17 protein-coding genes are annotated in these 15,561 nt (G+C 67.4%); 10 read left to right on the forward strand and 7 right to left on the reverse strand.

Going from position 1 to position 15,561, the window contains the following annotated elements; translation table 11 throughout:
* The first annotated feature begins 39 nt into the window (after positions 1-39).
* Positions 40-585, forward strand: a complete 546-nt coding sequence (locus tag CFB43_RS08755) for an aspartyl-tRNA synthetase (RefSeq protein ID WP_089495285.1) — start codon at positions 40-42, stop codon at positions 583-585.
* 162 nt (positions 586-747) lie between these two features.
* Positions 748-1,221 (forward strand): VOC family protein, encoded by a 474-nt coding sequence (locus tag CFB43_RS08760; protein WP_046545626.1) that lies wholly within the window; start codon positions 748-750, stop codon positions 1,219-1,221.
* Positions 1,222-1,295: 74 nt separating this feature from the next.
* Here CFB43_RS08760 and CFB43_RS08765 read toward each other — a convergent pair whose 3' ends face one another.
* Complete coding sequence (locus CFB43_RS08765; protein WP_089494779.1) at positions 1,296-2,267, reverse strand: GGDEF domain-containing protein; 972 nt, start codon at positions 2,265-2,267, stop codon at positions 1,296-1,298.
* Positions 2,268-2,530: 263 nt separating this feature from the next.
* Between CFB43_RS08765 and CFB43_RS08770 the strand changes: the two genes are divergently transcribed.
* Entirely contained in the window at positions 2,531-2,749 is a 219-nt protein-coding gene (locus CFB43_RS08770; RefSeq protein ID WP_089494780.1) for a hypothetical protein, read from the forward strand.
* Positions 2,750-2,855: 106 nt separating this feature from the next.
* Here CFB43_RS08770 and CFB43_RS08775 read toward each other — a convergent pair whose 3' ends face one another.
* Positions 2,856-3,479 (reverse strand): phospholipase D family nuclease, encoded by a 624-nt coding sequence (locus CFB43_RS08775; protein WP_034201824.1) that lies wholly within the window; start codon positions 3,477-3,479, stop codon positions 2,856-2,858.
* Positions 3,480-3,819: 340 nt separating this feature from the next.
* Positions 3,820-4,308: a winged helix-turn-helix transcriptional regulator gene (locus CFB43_RS08780; RefSeq protein ID WP_089494781.1), complete on the reverse strand. Its 489-nt coding sequence runs from the start codon at positions 4,306-4,308 to the stop codon at positions 3,820-3,822.
* 178 nt (positions 4,309-4,486) lie between these two features.
* On the opposite strand from CFB43_RS08780, the gene CFB43_RS08785 reads away from it, so the two are divergent.
* Positions 4,487-4,924, forward strand: coding sequence for a PaaI family thioesterase (locus CFB43_RS08785; RefSeq protein WP_039358790.1), 438 nt, complete (start codon positions 4,487-4,489; stop codon positions 4,922-4,924).
* A 147-nt stretch (positions 4,925-5,071) separates the two neighbouring features.
* Positions 5,072-6,124, forward strand: a complete 1,053-nt coding sequence (locus CFB43_RS08790; RefSeq protein WP_089494782.1) for an NADP(H)-dependent aldo-keto reductase — start codon at positions 5,072-5,074, stop codon at positions 6,122-6,124.
* 87 nt (positions 6,125-6,211) lie between these two features.
* On the opposite strand, the gene CFB43_RS08795 is transcribed toward CFB43_RS08790, so the two are convergent.
* Together CFB43_RS08795 and CFB43_RS08800 are read right to left on the reverse strand one after the other, a co-directional pair.
* The gene (locus CFB43_RS08795) at positions 6,212-7,498 is read right to left on the reverse strand and encodes an MFS transporter (RefSeq protein WP_089494783.1); all 1,287 of its coding nucleotides are present in this window, start codon (positions 7,496-7,498) and stop codon (positions 6,212-6,214) included.
* A 35-nt stretch (positions 7,499-7,533) separates the two neighbouring features.
* Positions 7,534-8,955 (reverse strand): M20 family metallopeptidase, encoded by a 1,422-nt coding sequence (locus CFB43_RS08800; RefSeq protein WP_089494784.1) that lies wholly within the window; start codon positions 8,953-8,955, stop codon positions 7,534-7,536.
* A 165-nt stretch (positions 8,956-9,120) separates the two neighbouring features.
* Here CFB43_RS08800 and CFB43_RS08805 point away from each other — a divergent pair, with 165 nt between their 5' ends.
* The 4 genes from CFB43_RS08805 to CFB43_RS08820 all read left to right on the forward strand — a co-directional run bounded on the left by CFB43_RS08805 (position 9,121) and on the right by CFB43_RS08820 (position 12,845).
* Positions 9,121-10,074 carry a LysR family transcriptional regulator gene (locus tag CFB43_RS08805; RefSeq protein ID WP_089440016.1) on the forward strand — a complete coding sequence of 318 codons (954 nt, stop codon included), beginning with the start codon at positions 9,121-9,123 and terminating at the stop codon, positions 10,072-10,074.
* Between the two features lie 64 nt (positions 10,075-10,138).
* Positions 10,139-11,266 carry a tRNA 2-selenouridine(34) synthase MnmH gene (gene mnmH / locus CFB43_RS08810; RefSeq protein ID WP_089494785.1) on the forward strand — a complete coding sequence of 376 codons (1,128 nt, stop codon included), beginning with the start codon at positions 10,139-10,141 and terminating at the stop codon, positions 11,264-11,266.
* Positions 11,263-12,321 carry a permease gene (locus CFB43_RS08815; protein WP_089494786.1) on the forward strand — a complete coding sequence of 353 codons (1,059 nt, stop codon included), beginning with the start codon at positions 11,263-11,265 and terminating at the stop codon, positions 12,319-12,321. Before mnmH ends, CFB43_RS08815 begins: the two co-directional genes overlap by 4 nt.
* Positions 12,322-12,422: 101 nt before the next feature.
* Entirely contained in the window at positions 12,423-12,845 is a 423-nt protein-coding gene (locus tag CFB43_RS08820) for a hypothetical protein (protein WP_021157006.1), read from the forward strand.
* Positions 12,846-12,881: 36 nt separating this feature from the next.
* On the opposite strand, the gene CFB43_RS08825 is transcribed toward CFB43_RS08820, so the two are convergent.
* Positions 12,882-13,715 carry an ABC transporter permease gene (locus CFB43_RS08825; RefSeq protein WP_089494787.1) on the reverse strand — a complete coding sequence of 278 codons (834 nt, stop codon included), beginning with the start codon at positions 13,713-13,715 and terminating at the stop codon, positions 12,882-12,884.
* A gap of 6 nt (positions 13,716-13,721) precedes the next feature.
* On the reverse strand, positions 13,722-14,636 hold the full coding sequence (gene nodI / locus CFB43_RS08830; RefSeq protein WP_244115410.1) for a nodulation factor ABC transporter ATP-binding protein NodI: 915 nt from the start codon (positions 14,634-14,636) through the stop codon (positions 13,722-13,724).
* 336 nt (positions 14,637-14,972) lie between these two features.
* On the opposite strand from nodI, the gene CFB43_RS08835 reads away from it, so the two are divergent.
* The gene (locus CFB43_RS08835) at positions 14,973-15,470 is read left to right on the forward strand and encodes a universal stress protein (protein WP_039358765.1); all 498 of its coding nucleotides are present in this window, start codon (positions 14,973-14,975) and stop codon (positions 15,468-15,470) included.
* Positions 15,471-15,561: the final 91 nt, after the last annotated feature.

Below are 15,561 nucleotides of genomic sequence, written 5' to 3' on the forward strand. Positions count from 1 at the left end.
CGCGATGAGCGGGTTGCCGTCGACGTGAGCGATTGCGCGATGAACGACGAAAGCGAAACCACCGATTCCGCCGGCTGGCACGTCGATTCCGACGCGGGAACCGTCGTCGGCCCGTTGCCGGTGACGCTGGCGGTCGACGGCCGGAGCCTGAAAAGAAGGGCGATCGCGTGCGCGGTGCTGGCCGTGGCGAGCCTGTGCGGTTACGCAGCCGCGCCGGCGCTTTGGCCGGTGGCGGCACTGGCCGTGTTGCTGGCGCTGGCGGGGGCCGCCTTCTTCGTGTCGTCGCGGCGCAGGATGGCGCTGCAGGTCGACGAGATGGGCTTCAGGCTGATCGGGGCTTTGCGCGAGCAACCCGTCACGCGATGGCGTGACGTCACCGAATTCCGGATCATCAGCGTCGCCGGAAATCGCTACATCGGCTACCAGTTCTCGGCGCTTTCATCGCGCAACAAGGTACCGGGTGGCGTGATGCTGCCGATCGCCCGGTTTGCCGATCTGCCGCTCGATGCGGTGGCGGGATTGCTGGAGGCATGCCGCCGGCAGTTCGGCGTGCCGGGCAACGAGGCCGACCTGACGCGCCGATGACGTCCGATGCGGGGAACCCGCGTGCGCCGATACCCGAGAAAACAAAAAAATGTCGGGCGCCGTGTCGATTTCCGCCAGGTTCGTCCGTCGTAGCATCGGAGGCGTGCGCATCGCGCGTCCGTCCCGATTCCGATACGACTACCGCCCGAAGGAGCGACACCCATGTCCACGTCCGTCAAACCGATCCCGGAAGGGATGCGCACGCTGACGCCGCACCTGATCTGCGCCGGCGCAACCGCAGCGATCGACTTCTACAAGCGCGCGTTCAATGCGAGCGAACAGTTTCGCCTGGCGATGCCCGACGGCCGGCTCGCGCACGCGTGCCTCGTGATTGGCGATTCGACACTGATGCTGGTGGATGAAATGCCCGAGCACGGCGCGCTCGGGCCGAAGGCACTGAAAGGCACGCCGGTGTGCCTGCACCTGTACGTGCCGGACACCGACGCGGCGATCGCGAAGGCGGTCGCGGCCGGCGCGACGGTCACGATTCCGGCTGCCGACATGTTCTGGGGCGATCGCTACGGACAGGTCGAGGATCCGTTCGGCCATCGCTGGTCGCTCGCGACGCATCAGCGTGACCTGACGCCCGAGCAGATCGCGGAGGCCATGGCCAGCGCGCCGCCGTGCGGAAGCTGATGCAACCACGCAACCGCAGTTGAGCGGCGGGGCGGCAGGGCGGCGACATGCGCCTGCGCCTGGTCCGCCCGCGCTTACTTGCCGGCCGTCTTGCCGCGCTGCTTGTCCTCGTACATCCGTTGATCGGCCGATGCGAGCAGGTCGGTCACGTCTCGATGCCGTGCGGGATCGTAATCGACATGCCCGACGCTGAACCGGATGTCATAGCCGCGTGCGTCGGCCGCGTTGCGCAGCGCGAGCGCCCGCGTCACGCGTTCGACCGGCTCGGCAACGTCGGCCGGATCGGTGGCGCTCAGCAGCACGACGAATTCGTCGCCGCCAAGCCGGGCGATCACGTCGCTGTCGCGCAGCGCGCCCGTCAGCGTGTCGGCGAAGGCCTTGAGCGCGTGGTCGCCTTCGGCGTGGCCGAAGCGGTCGTTGATCGACTTGAAATCGTTCAGGTCGAAGAACAGCAGCACCGCGTGACGGTCGAGGCGATCGCACAGGCTCAGCACGTGGCGGGCGAGAATCTCGAAGCCGCGCCGGTTGGTCAGTTGCGTGAGCTCGTCGGTGGTCGCGAAATGCAGCGCGGCGATCTCGCGCTCGGTCATGTGGGCGAGATCGCCGAGCAGCGCGAGCTCGTCGGGTTCGAGCGAGCGCGGCCGCGTGTCGATCAGGCAGAGTGTGCCGATGGGCGCACCGTTTGGCGCCGTGATCGGTCGACCGGCGTAGAAGCGGATGCCGGGCGCGCCGGTGACGAGTGGGTTGTCGTGGAAGCGGTTGTCGTTCAGCGCATCCTGGATCACCATCGTATGGCCCTCGTGCAGCGCATGGGCGCAGAACGACACGTCGCGCGACGTTTGCGTGACATCGAGCCCGGCATGGCTCTTGAACCACTGCCGATCGTCGTCGACGAGGCTGACGAGGGCGATCGGTACGTCGAACAGCCTGCGTGCAAGACGCGTCAGGCGATCGAAGCGCTCTTCCGGTGGCGTGTCGAGGATCGAGAGCGAATGAAGCGTATCGAGCCGGGCCGCCTCGTCGGCCGGTTTCGGTGCGATTTGCATGGGCCTTGTCTTTTGTCGCGGCTGCGAGGCCGGTTACGGGATCGTATGTCGGACAGTATCGCGCATTGTTCGGCGCATCGCCACGTTGCGATTCCGCCGACCGGGGGGCGACCCGGCACGAATCGATGCAGATGGGGTGAGAAGCAGGCGCCATGGGACCGCGTTTCGCCCCGATGCGCAATCGGAGGCGCGATACCTCAAGGTACCCCGGCGCATTGCCGTAAACAGGGCGAGTCCATTCGTTCATCGCCGCCCACCGCACCATGGTTCGATTTCTGTACGCGGGCTATCTCGCGTTTGCGCTGTATCTTCTTTATCCGACGGTCCAGAACACGCTGGCATTCGGCGTCGTTTGCGTGAGCAGCGCGCTGCCCGGCGGCTTGCCGACGTCGTCGGCAAGCGGCGCGAGCGGACAGGCGAATCGCTGTGCGCCGACGACGCAGGCCGGTGCGGCGACCGGGCGGACGCCCGACATCCATTGAGTGCGGCGGCGCGCTGGCCATTCGGCTGAATTGAGTTGCGCGCCGCGCTCGCCGATCATCAGCAATACGGCGGATCGAACACGGGGCGCGCGCCGCGCGGCCTGCCTCAGTAGCTGGAGCGGTACGGCGTGCCCTGGTCGAAGCGGCTTTGCCAGTGCGTGAGATAACGCGACGCGAGTTGCGGGTTGTTCCACACCACGACGACGTTCTCGGAATTGCGGCTGGCCGCCGATGCGCTGTAGTTGAACGAGCCCGTTTCGACGTGCTCGGCGTCGATCACGAGGTACTTGTCGTGATGGATCGCATAGGCGTCGATCGTGCGCGTCGGGATGCCTGCGTTGACGAGCAGGTTCAGCGCCTGCTTGCTGCTTTTTGCGCGATTGCCCTTGTCGTCGACGACCACCGCGACATTCACGCCGCGTCGCTTGGCCGCGAGCAGTGCACGCGTGACAGGCGGCGACGTGAACGAATACGCGGCGACGCGGATCGAGCTGCGCGCGGCGCCGATCGCTTTCAGCACGAGCGCTTCGGCACCGCCGTCGGGCGAAAACGCCGATTCGACGACCTGGGTCGCGGGTGCTTCGTGAGTGGGGGCCGGCAGCCAACGCGACACGAGGTCGATCGCCTGTTGAAGCAGCGATTCACTTTGCGTCTTGCCGAAGGCGGCGAACGGAGTGGCGAGCAGGGAGGCGGCGAGACAGGCAGCGGCGAGGCGATTGCGCGACAACATCTTGGACAGCGAACAATTTCGAGACAGCGGGCCGTGAGTGTAACGCAGACGTGGCGGCCCGGTCACGTGTGGATGAGACGGGATGAATCATCGCGATGGACGCGATGGCAGAGACGGTGACGCAAAGTTGCGTTGTGCAGGATCCGAGTGCGTGATCGGGTTGATCAGCGGCTGGAGTCGAAAGCAGCGCGCGATTGCGCGTGCGGTGGTGGGAGAGCCGCGGCATGCAAGCCCTGCGCGAGTGCAGCCGGGTGGGCTCGACGCAGGCACGCAACAGCAGCGTGAGTGCGACTAACGATCCGTGTGCGTTGCGCGTTCATTATGGACGCACGACGCTGCATCAATTCTCGTCCGCAGGCGCCCCGGCTGCCTCGACTGCAATCCACCCGGGGCCACGCTCCGGCTGCACGTCGCGTGCGTCGAGCGGCTCGCCGCATGCGGAGCATACGGTGACCGCATGCATCAGATGGCCGCAAGTGCGGTGACGCAACTGCACCGGCGGCCCCTGGCCGTCGTCTTTCCAGCGGTCGCCCCACGCCGTCAGCGCGAGCAGGGTCGGGTAGAGGTCGAGGCCCTTGTCCGTCAGCCGGTATTCGAACCGCGGCGGCCGCTCCTGATACGCGCGCTTGACCAGCACGCCTTCGTCGACGAGTCGCGCGAGCCGCTCGGCCAGCACATGACGCGTGAGGCCAAGCTGGGCCTGGAATGCGTCGAAGCGGCGGCAGCCGAGGAACGCGTTGCGGAGGATCAGCATGGTCCAGCGGTCGCCGAGCACGGCGAGCGTACGCGCGACCGAACAGTTCAGCGTGCCGATGTCATCCCATTTCATCGTCGAGTCTCTTGCATCCTTGGCGGCAGTTCAGCGAAACAGCGGGTTCGATTATAGAACCCGCCTTCGGTTGTAACGGGCCCGGCCACGTTGACAACGGCCGCCGTCGTTGTCAATAATGAGTTCCAATTTGGAACTTACTCGCGCGGCGACGCGCTTTCAACCCGGAGACAACCCGATGAACCCGCTTTCCTTGTCCGGTCTCGATCTGTTGCGCGCGGCGGTATCGGGCGATGCACCGCTCGCGTCGATTTCCGAGACGATCCCGATGCGTCCGCTCGACGTCGAACTCGGTTACGTGAAGTTTTCGGCGCGGGCGGACGGCCGGCACCTGAATCCGCTCGGCGGCGTGCACGGCGGGTTCGCCGCGACGGTGCTCGATTCGGTCACCGGGTGCGCGGTGCATTCGATGCTGGATGCGGGCGTCGGCTACGGCACGGTCGATCTGCATGTGAAGATGCTGCGGCCCGTGCCGCGCGACGTCGACCTGGTCGCGGAAGGGCGCGTGATCCACCTGTCGCGTTCGCTGGGCGTCGCGGAGGGCACGCTGAAGACCGCGGACGACAAGATCGTCGCGCATGCGTCGGCAACCTGTTTCATCCAGCGGCCGCAGTGACGGCGGGCGGCAGCGCCATCGTCCGGGCCCGCGCGTGAACCTCGTTGCCGGCGCCGAAGGCCGCCTGTAAGCGTAGGCGGAGCCGGTCTGAAGCAGTCGCTTCAATGTGATAGCGTTCCTGCTTTCCACCGACGCGACAGGAGCAGCATGGAATACCGCACACTTGGCGATTCGGGCATCGAGGTCAGCCTGATCGGCCTGGGCACGATGACGTGGGGCGAGCAGAATTCGGAGCGCGATGCGCACGAGCAGATCGACTACGCGATCGGGCAGGGCGTCACGCTGATCGATGCCGCGGAGATGTATCCGGTGCCGCCGAAACCCGATACGCAGGGGCGCACCGAGGCGTACATCGGCACCTGGCTCGCGCAGCATCGCGCGCAGCGCGAGCGCATCGTGCTCGCGACGAAAATCGCGGGGGCGGCGCGGCAGCCGCACAATCCGCGCCATATCCGCGGCGAAGGCAACCAGTTCGACCGCAAGAACCTGACCGAAGCGCTCGACGGCAGCCTCAAGCGCCTGCAGACCGACTACGTCGATCTCTACCAGCTGCACTGGCCCGATCGCAGCACGACCACGTTCGGCCGTCCCGCCTATCCGTGGGTCGACGACGCCTATACGGTGCCGATCGAGGAAACCCTCGGCGTGCTCGCGGAATTCGTGAAGGCCGGCAAGGTGCGCGCGATCGGCGTGTCGAATGAAACGCCGTGGGGCGTCGCGCAGTTCCTGCGCGCAGCCGAGAAGCTCGGGCTGCCGCGCATCGCGAGCATCCAGAATCCGTACAGCCTGCTGAACCGCACGTTCGAGAACGGGCTGTCGGAATTCACGCATCGCGATGGCGTCGGCCTGCTCGCGTATTCGCCGCTCGCGTTCGGCTGGCTGTCCGGCAAGTACGAGAACGGTGCGCGTCCGGCCGGCGCGCGCATCACGTTGTTCGAACGCTTCCAGCGTTACAGCAAGCCGCAGGCCGTCGAGGCGACGTCGCGCTATGTCGCGCTCGCGCGGCGTCACGGGCTGTCGCCCGCGCAGCTCGCGCTGGCGTTCGTCAACAGCCGGCCGTTCACGCGCAGCAACCTGATCGGGGCGACGTCGCTCGAGCAGTTGAAGGAGAACATCGGCAGCGTCGACGTGAAGCTGTCCGAAGAGATCCTCGCCGAGATCGACGCGCTGCACGAACTGCAGCCGAACCCGGCGCCGTGACCTGAAGCAGGCGGCGCCTGGCCCGCGCGGCAGCGATGCCGCGACGGGCCGCGCCGGCGGCGCATCGCTGCGCCGCCGGTTCTTCCGTTAGCGCATCTTGAGCCGCGTGCGCGCGACGAACAGCGCGGCGAGGCTCAGCAGCGCGCACCCCATCAGATAGAGCGCCGGCGACAGCCGGTTGCCGGTCGCGCTGATCAGCCAGGTGATGACGAACGGCGCGAAGCCGCCGAACAGCGTGACCCCGGTGTTGTAGCTGACCGCGAGCCCCGTTGCGCGGGTTTGCGACGGGAACAGCTCGGCCATCAGCGCCGGCAGCGCGCCGCAGTACATCGCCTTCAGCGCACCGATCCAGACCAGGGCAGCGAGCATCGTCGCGAACGACGCGTGACGCGTGAGCCACGCGAACGTCGGGTAAACGGTGACGAGCATCAGGACCGCCGCGACCGCCATCATGCGGATCCGCCCGGTACGATCGGACAGGTGGCCGACGACCGGTGTGACGAGCGTGAGCACAAAGCCGGTCGCGAGCGTGGCCGCGAAGCCGGTCGAGGCGGGCAGGCCGAGCTGCTTGATCGCGTAAGTCGGCATGTACAGGATCATGTAGTTGATCGCGGTCGAGATCACGAGCGCGCCGATCGACAGCAGCACCCGCACCTTTTGTTCCGCGAACAGCTCGCGCACGGGCGCTGCCGAGCGTGCCTGCGTCTTGAACTCGACGCCTTCGTCGACGTAGCGACGGATATACAGCCCGACCGGGCCGATCGCGAGCCCGAACAGGAACGGCACGCGCCAGCCCCAGCTTTCGAGTTGCGCGGTCGTCAGCGTGGCGGTCAGCAGTGCGCCGAAGCCCGATGCGAGCAGCGTCGCGAGGCCCTGGCTCGCGAACTGCCAGCTCGACATGAAACCACGCCGCTGCGGCGCGTGCTCGACGAGGAACGCGGTCGAACTCGCGAATTCGCCGCCCGCGGAAAAGCCCTGCATCAGCCGCGACAGCATGATCCCGAGCGGCGCGAGCAGGCCGATCGACGCGTAGGTCGGCATCAGCGCGATCAGCAGCGTGCCGGCCATCATCATCGCGATCGACAGCAGCAGCGACGCCTTGCGGCCCGCGCGATCCGCATAGGCGCCGAGGATGAAGCCGCCGATCGGCCGGATCAGGTAGGAAAGCCCGAACGTGCCGAGCGTGAGCATCAGCGACGTCGCTTCGCTGGTGGCGGGGAAGAACAGCTTGGCGATCGTCACCGCGAAGAAGCCGTAGACGATCAGGTCGAACCATTCGAGCGCGTTGCCGATCGACGCCGCGAAGATGATGCGCCGGATCTTCGCGGCGCTGGGGCGGGCGGCTTCCTGCGAAGTGAGGGTGGTCGTATTCATCGTGTTTGCACGTCCCGTGAGAAGGGCGAAGCGCGTTACAGGGCGGCGCCGGCTGCGGCGGGCGCGGTGCGGCGAGCGATCGGCGCGTCGTCGCCGAGATCCCAGAAGAGGCCGGCCATCATCTGCAGCCCCTCGCTGACGACGCTCGCGAGCAGGTGCTCGTCCGGTGCGTGCTGCGAGCACGCCGGGTACGAATGCGGCACCCACAGCGTCGGCAGCCCGAGCGTGTCGGCGAACACTTCGTTCGGCAGCGTGCCGCCGAGATTCGGCAGGATCGCGGGCTTCTTGCCGGTGGTCCGCGCGAGCGAAGCGACGGCCCAGCGCACCCACGGATCGTCCGGCGGCACGCGTGTCGCCGGTGCGCCGCGTTCGACGTCGATCTCGATGTCGGCGAAGCCGTGCGCATCGAGGTGCGTGCGCAGATGCGCGGGCAGCGCTTCCCAGTCGGTGCCGACGACGAAGCGCAACTGGCAGTGCGCGTACGCGGCGGGCGGGATCGCATTGACGGGGTGCTCGGGATTGCCGGCCTTGAACGCGAGGATCTCGAACGTGTTCCAGCCGAACACGCGCTCGGGCGCGGTGAGGCCGGGCTCGCCCCAGTCGGCGTCGAGCGCCGGATCGCCGGGGCCGCCGCCGACGGAGAGGTCGGCGAGCGCATCGCGCACGGCGGCCGGGATCGGCGGCGGACGCAGCCCCGCGACACGAATCGCGCCGCGCGCGTCGACGAGGCTCGCGAGCGCATGCGCGAGCACGATCGCCGGATTGCGCAGCAGCCCGCCCCAGTTGCCGGAGTGATGCGCGCCGTCGCGGGCGCGCAGGCTCAGCTTGAAATTGACCGCGCCGCGCGAGCCGAGGAATACCGTCGGGCGCGCGGCGGCGATGCGCGGGCCGTCGGAGGCGATCAGCACGTCGGCCGCGAGCGCGTCGCGCTCCTGGCGGCACAGTGCGTCGAGGCCCGGCGAACCCGTTTCCTCGCCCATCTCGATCAGCAGCTTCGCGTTGAAGCCGAGCCGGCCGCCGCGCGCGTCGAGCACGCTCGCCAGCGCGGCCAGGTTGATGGTGTGCTGGCCCTTGTTGTCGGCGCTGCCGCGGCCGTACCAGCGGTCGCCGTCGGCCGTCAGCGTCCACGGCGACAACGGCGCGCGCCATTGCGCGTCGTAGCCGCGCACGACGTCGCCGTGGCCGTAGATCAGCACGGTCGGCAGCGTGTCGTCTTCGTGGCGCGACGCGACCAGGAACGGGCCGCCGCCGTCGACGGGATTGTCGACGATCCGCGACGTGAAGCCGAGGCGCGCGGCCTCGGGGGCGATCTCGTCGGCCAGGTAGGCGCGTAGCGCGGCTTCGTTGCCGCTGTCCTGGCTTTCGGTGCGCAGGCCGACGCGGCGGCTCAGGGTCGTGAAGAACGTACCGGATTCGAACTGGTTCAGCGCGTGCTGGATGGCGGCGGTACGGCTCAAGTCGGGTCTCCTCTGACGGGTTCCTGCACGCGCCGGATCGGGCACGCAGCGTGAAGTGCGATCGATTCTAGGAAGCCGTTTTTTTTGTCACAATGATCGAATTTCGAACCTTTCCTTGCCGAAAAGGCAAAGCGGCACGGCCGGCAGCCGGGCGGAGACAGAACGATGGCGGCTTTCCTGCATGGCCTGGCATTGCGGTATTTCGTCGAAGTGGCGCGCACCGGCTCGATCAGCGACGCGTCCGCGCGGCTGCACGTCGCCGTATCGGCGATCAGCCGCCAGATCGCGAAACTGGAGAGCGAGCTTGGCGCACCGCTGTTCGAGCGCCGGCCGCGCGGGATGGCGTTGTCGGAGGCCGGCGAGCGGCTGCTGGCGTTCGCGCAGCGCAGCCTGCTGGAGGCCGAGCACGTGATGAAGGACATCGGCGGGCTCGATGCGCTGCACGGCAGCCTGCTGAAGATCGCGTGCTCGGAAGGGTTCGCGATCGATTTCCTGCCCGGCACGCTGGCCAGCTTCAAGGCGCGCCATCCCGGTGTCGACTTCTCCGTATGGGTGGTGTCGCCGGCGGACGCGACGCGGCGTGTGCGCGATGGCGACGTGGACATCGCGTTGAGCTTCAGCCTCGCGCCGGAGAAGGGCGTGCGCGTCGACCACTCCGAGCGCGCGCCGATCTTCGCGCTGGTGCGGCACGACCATCCGCTCGCGACGCGGGAGGCCGTGTCGCTCGCCGATGTCGCGCGTCACCCGCACGTGCTGCCCGAGGCCGGCACGACGGTGCGCCAGCTGATCGACATCGCGTGCGCGCTCGACGGGCTGCTGCTCGAGCCCGAACTGACGAGCAACAACACGGCGGCGATGTACGGTTACGCGCGGCGCACGGGCGCGGTGATGTTCACGGGGCTGCTGTCGGTGCGTGACCGTTGCGCCGCGGACGGCTTCGTCGTCGTGCCCGTGACGAACCCGCAGCTGCGCGAGCGCAGCATCCAGGTGCAGACGATGGCGGGGCGCGATCTGCCCGCGTCGGTTCGCGCATTCCGCGACCATCTGATCGACGCGATGCAGGCCGCGTCGGCGCCGCCGACTGCCGCGCGGGGCCCGAGAGGCCGGCCCGTGAGATAATCGCCAATCCGCCTTCCGTGCCCATGCGGCTCATCGAGCCGCATCGCCCCTGTTCGACGCCAAATTGAAGAACCTGATTGTCACCCTCGATCGCGCCGGCGAGTTCGACGAGATCATCGACGTGCGCACGCCGCTCGAGTTCGCCGAGGATCATATTCCCGGCGCGCTGAACGCGCCCGTGCTCAGCAACGAGGAGCGCGTGCTCGTCGGGACGATGTACCGCCAGGTGTCGCCGTACGAGGCGACCCGGGTCGGTGCGGCCATCGTCGCGCGCAACATCGCGCGCCATCTCGACACGACGTTCGCCGACCGCCCGCGCAACTGGCGGCCGCTGATCTACTGCTGGCGCGGCGGCAAGCGCTCGGGCTCGATGACGACCTGGTTCAACCTGATCGGCTGGAAGGCGCGCCAGCTCGACGGCGGCTACAAGGCGTACCGCCAGTCGGTGTGCGCGACGCTCGACTCGCTGCCGACGCGCTTTCGCTATATCGCGCTCGTCGGCCATACGGGCTGCGGCAAGACGCGTCTGCTGAACGCGCTGCGCGACGTGGGCGCGCAGACACTCGATCTCGAGGCGCTTGCATGCCATCGCGGTTCGCTGCTCGGCGCGCTGCCGGGCAAGCCGCAGCCGGCGCAGAAGGGGTTCGATTCCGGGCTCGTCGAAACGCTTGGACGTTTCGACCCCGAATGGCCCGTGTTCGTCGAATCGGAAAGCCGCAGGATCGGGCTCGTGCAGTTGCCGATCGCGTTGATCGAGGCGTTTCACGCAGGGCCGTGGGTGCATGTCGACGCGGCGCACGACGAGCGCATCGCATTTCTCCTCGACGATTACGCCCACCTGTTCGACGAACCGGACGCGTTCAAGGCGCAGCTTCATCGGCTGATCGGCCTGCATAGCCGTGAGCAGGTGACGCACTGGAAGGCGCTGATCGATGCGGACGCACGGGCCGAACTGTTCACCGAGCTGATCGACAAGCATTACGATCCCGCCTATGCGCGCACCTATCGCGCGACGTACAACAAGCCGAACCGGGCATTGACGTTCACGTTCCGGCCCAATGCCGCGGACGGGCGCGATCAGGCGCGCGCGCTGCTGGCCGAACTCGCGCAGGCCGGGTTGCCCGCATCGGCCGCGCTCGCCGCGGGCGCGACATCCGAAACCGACCAAGACCAATCGACGACCACACGATGACGACCACACGCACCCAACCCAGTCCCGCCCTCGGCTGGATGACCTTCCTGCTGATCGCGGTCGCGGGACTGTTCTATGTGAAATGGTTTCCGTACTACAACAAGGCGTTCGTCGCCGCCGAGCACCATTCGATCGGCCAGTCGATCCTGATGGGCACGTCGGCGACCGCGCCCGAGCCGTCGCTGAAGGCCGCGCTCGACTATGCGTGGGCGTACGGCAAGGCGATCTGGCAGGCGATGGTGCTGGGCCTGCTGCTCGGTTCGGCCGTGCAGGCGCTGCTGCCCGCGCACTGGGTTGCGCGCGTGCTCGGCCGCACCGGCTTCGGCAGCGTCGCCGCGGGCGGCCTGCTGTCGCTGCCCGGCATGATGTGCACGTGCTGTGCGGCGCCGGTCGTCGCGGGGCTGCGTGCGCGCCATGCATCGCCGGGCGGCGCGGTCGCGTTCTGGCTCGGCAACACGGTGCTGAACCCGGCGGCGCTGGTGTTCATGGGCTTCGTGCTCGGCTGGCACTGGAGTGCGCTGCGCCTCGTGCTCGGCATCGCGATGGTGTTCGGGATCGGCTATTTGCTGAACCGTATCGCACGCCCTGAAGACCGCAGCATCGACGATGCGCAGCTCGCCGCGCTGGCGGCCGAGCAGGCCGCGGCCGGCAATCCGTTCGTTCGCTGGATGAAGCTGCTTGCGCGCATGGCCGTGCGGCTCGTGCCCGAATACATCGTGCTCGTGCTGCTGCTCGGCGCCGCGCGCGCGTGGCTGTTCCCGCATATCGGCCCGGACATCGGCAATCATCTCGGCTGGATCATTGCATTCGCGGTCGCGGGCATGCTGTTCGTGATTCCGACGGCCGGCGAGGTGCCGATCATCCAGGCGATGCTGTCGCTCGGCATGGGCGTCGGCCCGGCCGCCGCGCTGCTGATGACGCTGCCGCCGATCAGCGTGCCGTCGCTCGCGATGCTCGCGCGTTCGTTCAAGCCTTACATGCTGGCCATCGTCGCGACGCTCGTCGTCGTGTTCGGGATCGCGAGCGGCCTGCTCGCGGTCGCGCTCGGGTTCTGACGCGCGCGGGCGGCGCGCCAGCAGGGCGCAATCGTCGTATTCATCCGGCGCCGCCGTTTCACGCGTGCGGCGCCATTTACAAGAAGCAAACAGGAAAACGCATGACCCAACCGAAGATCCATCCTCGACTCGAAAAGGCGCTGACGCGCGGCGATCTCGCGATCCGCCAGGCCAATTCCGCGCGGGCGACTGCCGTGCTGAACGCACTCGGCACGATGATCATCGAGGCCTCCGCAACGATCGGCGTCGAGGCCAGCATCGACATTCCGCAAGGCGACCGCATTTACGATCCGGTCAACGGCCTGTGGCCGCAGAAAATGCTGGTGTCGTTCGACGGCCCGGTGGACGAAGCCGACAAGGAAGAGCTGCGCACGGTGTATCTGTTGGCCGACGATCCGGGCACGCAGTTCCGCGTCGAATGGCATCGCGCGGACGGCAAGCTCGGCCGCCAGGAAGGCGGCCCGCTCGCGACCGTCGCGTTCCTGACCGACGTCGAGATCCCGTGGAGCGACGACGACGAGTAAGGTCGTCGCAGAAAGCCGGCGCCCGTGCGCCGGCCGTCAGCGCATCATCCGCCGCCGGAACAGCCACGCGGAAAGCAGGAATCCGCCGACCGCGTAACCGGCGAGCACCGCGACATGCAGCGCGACGTCGGTCGCCGGCCGGCCGAGCATCGCGGGCCGGATCAGCTCGACGGCATTCGCGAGCGGCAGCGCCTGCGCCGCATGCTGTGCGATCGGCGGCAACTGCGTGATCGGGAAGAACACGCCCGACAGCAGCAGCATCGGCGTCAGCACGAGCGTCTGATAAAACATGAAGAAATCGTAGGACGGCGCGAGCGCCGTGACGATCATCGCGATGCTGGCAAACGCGAGGCCCGCGAGCGCGATCACGGGCAGCGCCGCGAGCATCGACGGAAACCGCGCATAGCCGAGCGCCCCCGCGACGAGCATGATCGCGGCCCCCGACAGCATCGCTTTGCTGGCTCCCCAAACGATCTCGCCGAGCACGATGTCGCCGAGCGCGAGCGGCGTATGCATGATCGCTTCCCACGTGCGCTGCACGTGCATGCGCGAGAACCCCGAATACATCGACTCGAAGCTCGCGGACATCATCACGCTCGACCCGACCGTGCCGGCCGCGAGGAATGCGATATACGACACGCCGTCGACATGGCCGAGCATCAGCCCGAGCCCGAACCCCAGCCCGAACAGATAGATCATCGGATCGGCAAGATTGCCGAACATCGACGCGAGCGCGAGCTTGCGCCAGACGAGATAGTTGCGCCGCCAGACGGCGATCCAGTTGGTCGCGTTCGCGGGCATCGCGATCGCGAAGCGCGACACGCGCGGCGGTGCCGACGGTGCGGCGGTCGAATAGTTGCGGACATCCATGATCGATCAGTCCTGCATTTCGCGGCCGGTGAGCCGCAGGAACACATCTTCAAGATTGGCCGGGCGATGCAGATAGCGCAACCCCGTGCGACCCTTGAGTCGCGCGCTCAGCGGTTCCGGATCGCTCACGTAGCAGAACAGCGTCTCGCCGCTGATCTCGGTGTGCTTCGCGAACGCCGACAGTTCGTCACGCAGCGTGGCCGGATCGGGCCCGTAGATCTCGATCACGTCGCAGCCGATCTCCGATTCGATCAGCGCGTGCGGCGCGCCTTCGGCGATCTTGCGGCCTTCCTCGATCACGCACAGGCGGTCGCACAGGCGCTCGGCTTCTTCCATGAAGTGCGTGGTGATCAGGATTGTCTTGCCGCGTGCGAGCAGTGAGCGCAGCCGCTCCCACATGAGGTGACGCGCCTGCGGGTCGAGGCCCGTCGTCGGCTCGTCGAGCACCAGCACGTCGGGATCGTTGACGAGCGCGCGGGCGAGCGTCAGGCGGCGCTTCATGCCGCCCGACAGCTCGCCGACCTTCGCATCGGCCTTGTTCTCGAGCTTCGCGAATTCGAGCAGTGGCTTCACGAGCGCGTGCGCAGCCTGCGCCGACATGCCGAAGTAGCGACTGAAGACGAGCAGGTTCTCGCGCACGGTGAAGTCGGGGTCGAGATTGTCGAACTGCGGGACGACCCCGACGCGCTGGCGCGCATGCCGCGCACGTGATGGAACCGGTTCGCCGCAGAGCGAAATGGTGCCTGCATCGGGATGCGTGAGGCCGAGCAGCATTTTCAGCGTGGTGGTCTTGCCGGCGCCGTTCGGCCCGAGCAGGCCGTAGCATTCGCCGGCCTGGACGGTGAAGGACAGGCCGTTGACGACGAGTTTGTCGCCATAGTGCTTCTCGACGTTCCGGAAATCGATCGGTGCAACGGACATGGGCATGTTGTCGTTGTAGGCGGCGCGGAAGCGCTCCGCTGCCGGATGCGTGGCCGGTTGACGAACCGATCGGACGATTGCGTGTCACACGGGCATGACCGAAGCGCACGACGCCGGCGCCTGATGGCCCGCTGGAGTACGAACGGGCCATTCTAGTGCATCGGCTGCGTCTCTTCAGGGCATGCCTGCACGGTGCGATGCCTGTACGCACCGATCGTGCACTGCATCATCGCGCACGAGCCGAGCGGGGCGAATCAGCGTTTTCCATCCCTTGCGTCCTGAATTGCGGCGCACCATGATGAATGCGTAGGCTCGTTGTTGCGATAGGGAGGTTTCATGGCTAGCTACAACAAGATTTTGCTGTGTTACGACGGCACGCTCGAAGGACGCAAGGCACTGCGTTGCGGCGCCAATCTCGCGATGGACCTCAAGGCCGAGACGCATTTGCTGTCGGTGGTCGACATGCGCTCGAGCATTGCACAGAGCGCGGGTTTGCTGACCGACGTCGCATGTGGCCGGTTCGAGGAAACCGCGCGTGAAATCCTGCAGGAAGGGGTGAACTGGCTGCGCGAGCGCGGCGTGCAGGCCGAGGGCCATTTCGCGTTCGGCTATCCGATCGACGAAATCGCGAATCTCGCGACGGAGCTGAAGGCCGACCTCGTCGTCGTCGGCCATCGGTGCCGTAGCGGGTTGTCCAGATGGTGGATGGGGTCGGGCAACACGCAACTGCTCGATCGCGTGAACTGCAGCATTCTGGTGGCGTGTTCGTCGGCGCAGGAGCAGAAGGAAGAAATCGCGCGGGAGCGTGAAGCGGCCACGGCGAACGGCAAATGATCCAATGATTCGATGACTGCCTGACCGGCGGATCGCGCCGGTCGGGCGTCATGCCACGTCCGTGGGGCGGGCGCTGACCGTGGCCACTCAG

Origin of the sequence: Burkholderia sp. AU15512 (genome assembly GCF_002223325.1) — a bacterium.
Classification (GTDB): Bacteria; Pseudomonadota; Gammaproteobacteria; order Burkholderiales; family Burkholderiaceae; genus Burkholderia.

Bases quoted from the DNA above. Each gene is read 5' to 3' on its own strand.
- CFB43_RS08795 (WP_089494783.1), bottom strand. From the start codon at position 7,498: ATGAATACGACCACCCTCACTTCGCAGGAAGCCGCCCGCCCCAGCGCC.
- CFB43_RS08820 (WP_021157006.1), top strand. From the start codon at position 12,423: ATGACCCAACCGAAGATCCATCCTCGACTCGAAAAGGCGCTGACGCGC.
- CFB43_RS08805 (WP_089440016.1), top strand. From the start codon at position 9,121: ATGGCGGCTTTCCTGCATGGCCTGGCATTGCGGTATTTCGTCGAAGTG.
- CFB43_RS08770 (WP_089494780.1), top strand. From the start codon at position 2,531: ATGGTTCGATTTCTGTACGCGGGCTATCTCGCGTTTGCGCTGTATCTT.
- CFB43_RS08815 (WP_089494786.1), top strand. From the start codon at position 11,263: ATGACGACCACACGCACCCAACCCAGTCCCGCCCTCGGCTGGATGACC.
- CFB43_RS08755 (WP_089495285.1), top strand. From the start codon at position 40: ATGAACGACGAAAGCGAAACCACCGATTCCGCCGGCTGGCACGTCGAT.
- CFB43_RS08780 (WP_089494781.1), bottom strand. From the start codon at position 4,308: ATGAAATGGGATGACATCGGCACGCTGAACTGTTCGGTCGCGCGTACG.
- CFB43_RS08775 (WP_034201824.1), bottom strand. From the start codon at position 3,479: ATGTTGTCGCGCAATCGCCTCGCCGCTGCCTGTCTCGCCGCCTCCCTG.
- CFB43_RS08785 (WP_039358790.1), top strand. From the start codon at position 4,487: ATGAACCCGCTTTCCTTGTCCGGTCTCGATCTGTTGCGCGCGGCGGTA.
- CFB43_RS08835 (WP_039358765.1), top strand. From the start codon at position 14,973: ATGGCTAGCTACAACAAGATTTTGCTGTGTTACGACGGCACGCTCGAA.
- nodI (WP_244115410.1), bottom strand. From the start codon at position 14,636: ATGTCCGTTGCACCGATCGATTTCCGGAACGTCGAGAAGCACTATGGC.
- CFB43_RS08760 (WP_046545626.1), top strand. From the start codon at position 748: ATGTCCACGTCCGTCAAACCGATCCCGGAAGGGATGCGCACGCTGACG.
- CFB43_RS08765 (WP_089494779.1), bottom strand. From the start codon at position 2,267: ATGCAAATCGCACCGAAACCGGCCGACGAGGCGGCCCGGCTCGATACG.
- CFB43_RS08790 (WP_089494782.1), top strand. From the start codon at position 5,072: ATGGAATACCGCACACTTGGCGATTCGGGCATCGAGGTCAGCCTGATC.
- CFB43_RS08825 (WP_089494787.1), bottom strand. From the start codon at position 13,715: ATGGATGTCCGCAACTATTCGACCGCCGCACCGTCGGCACCGCCGCGC.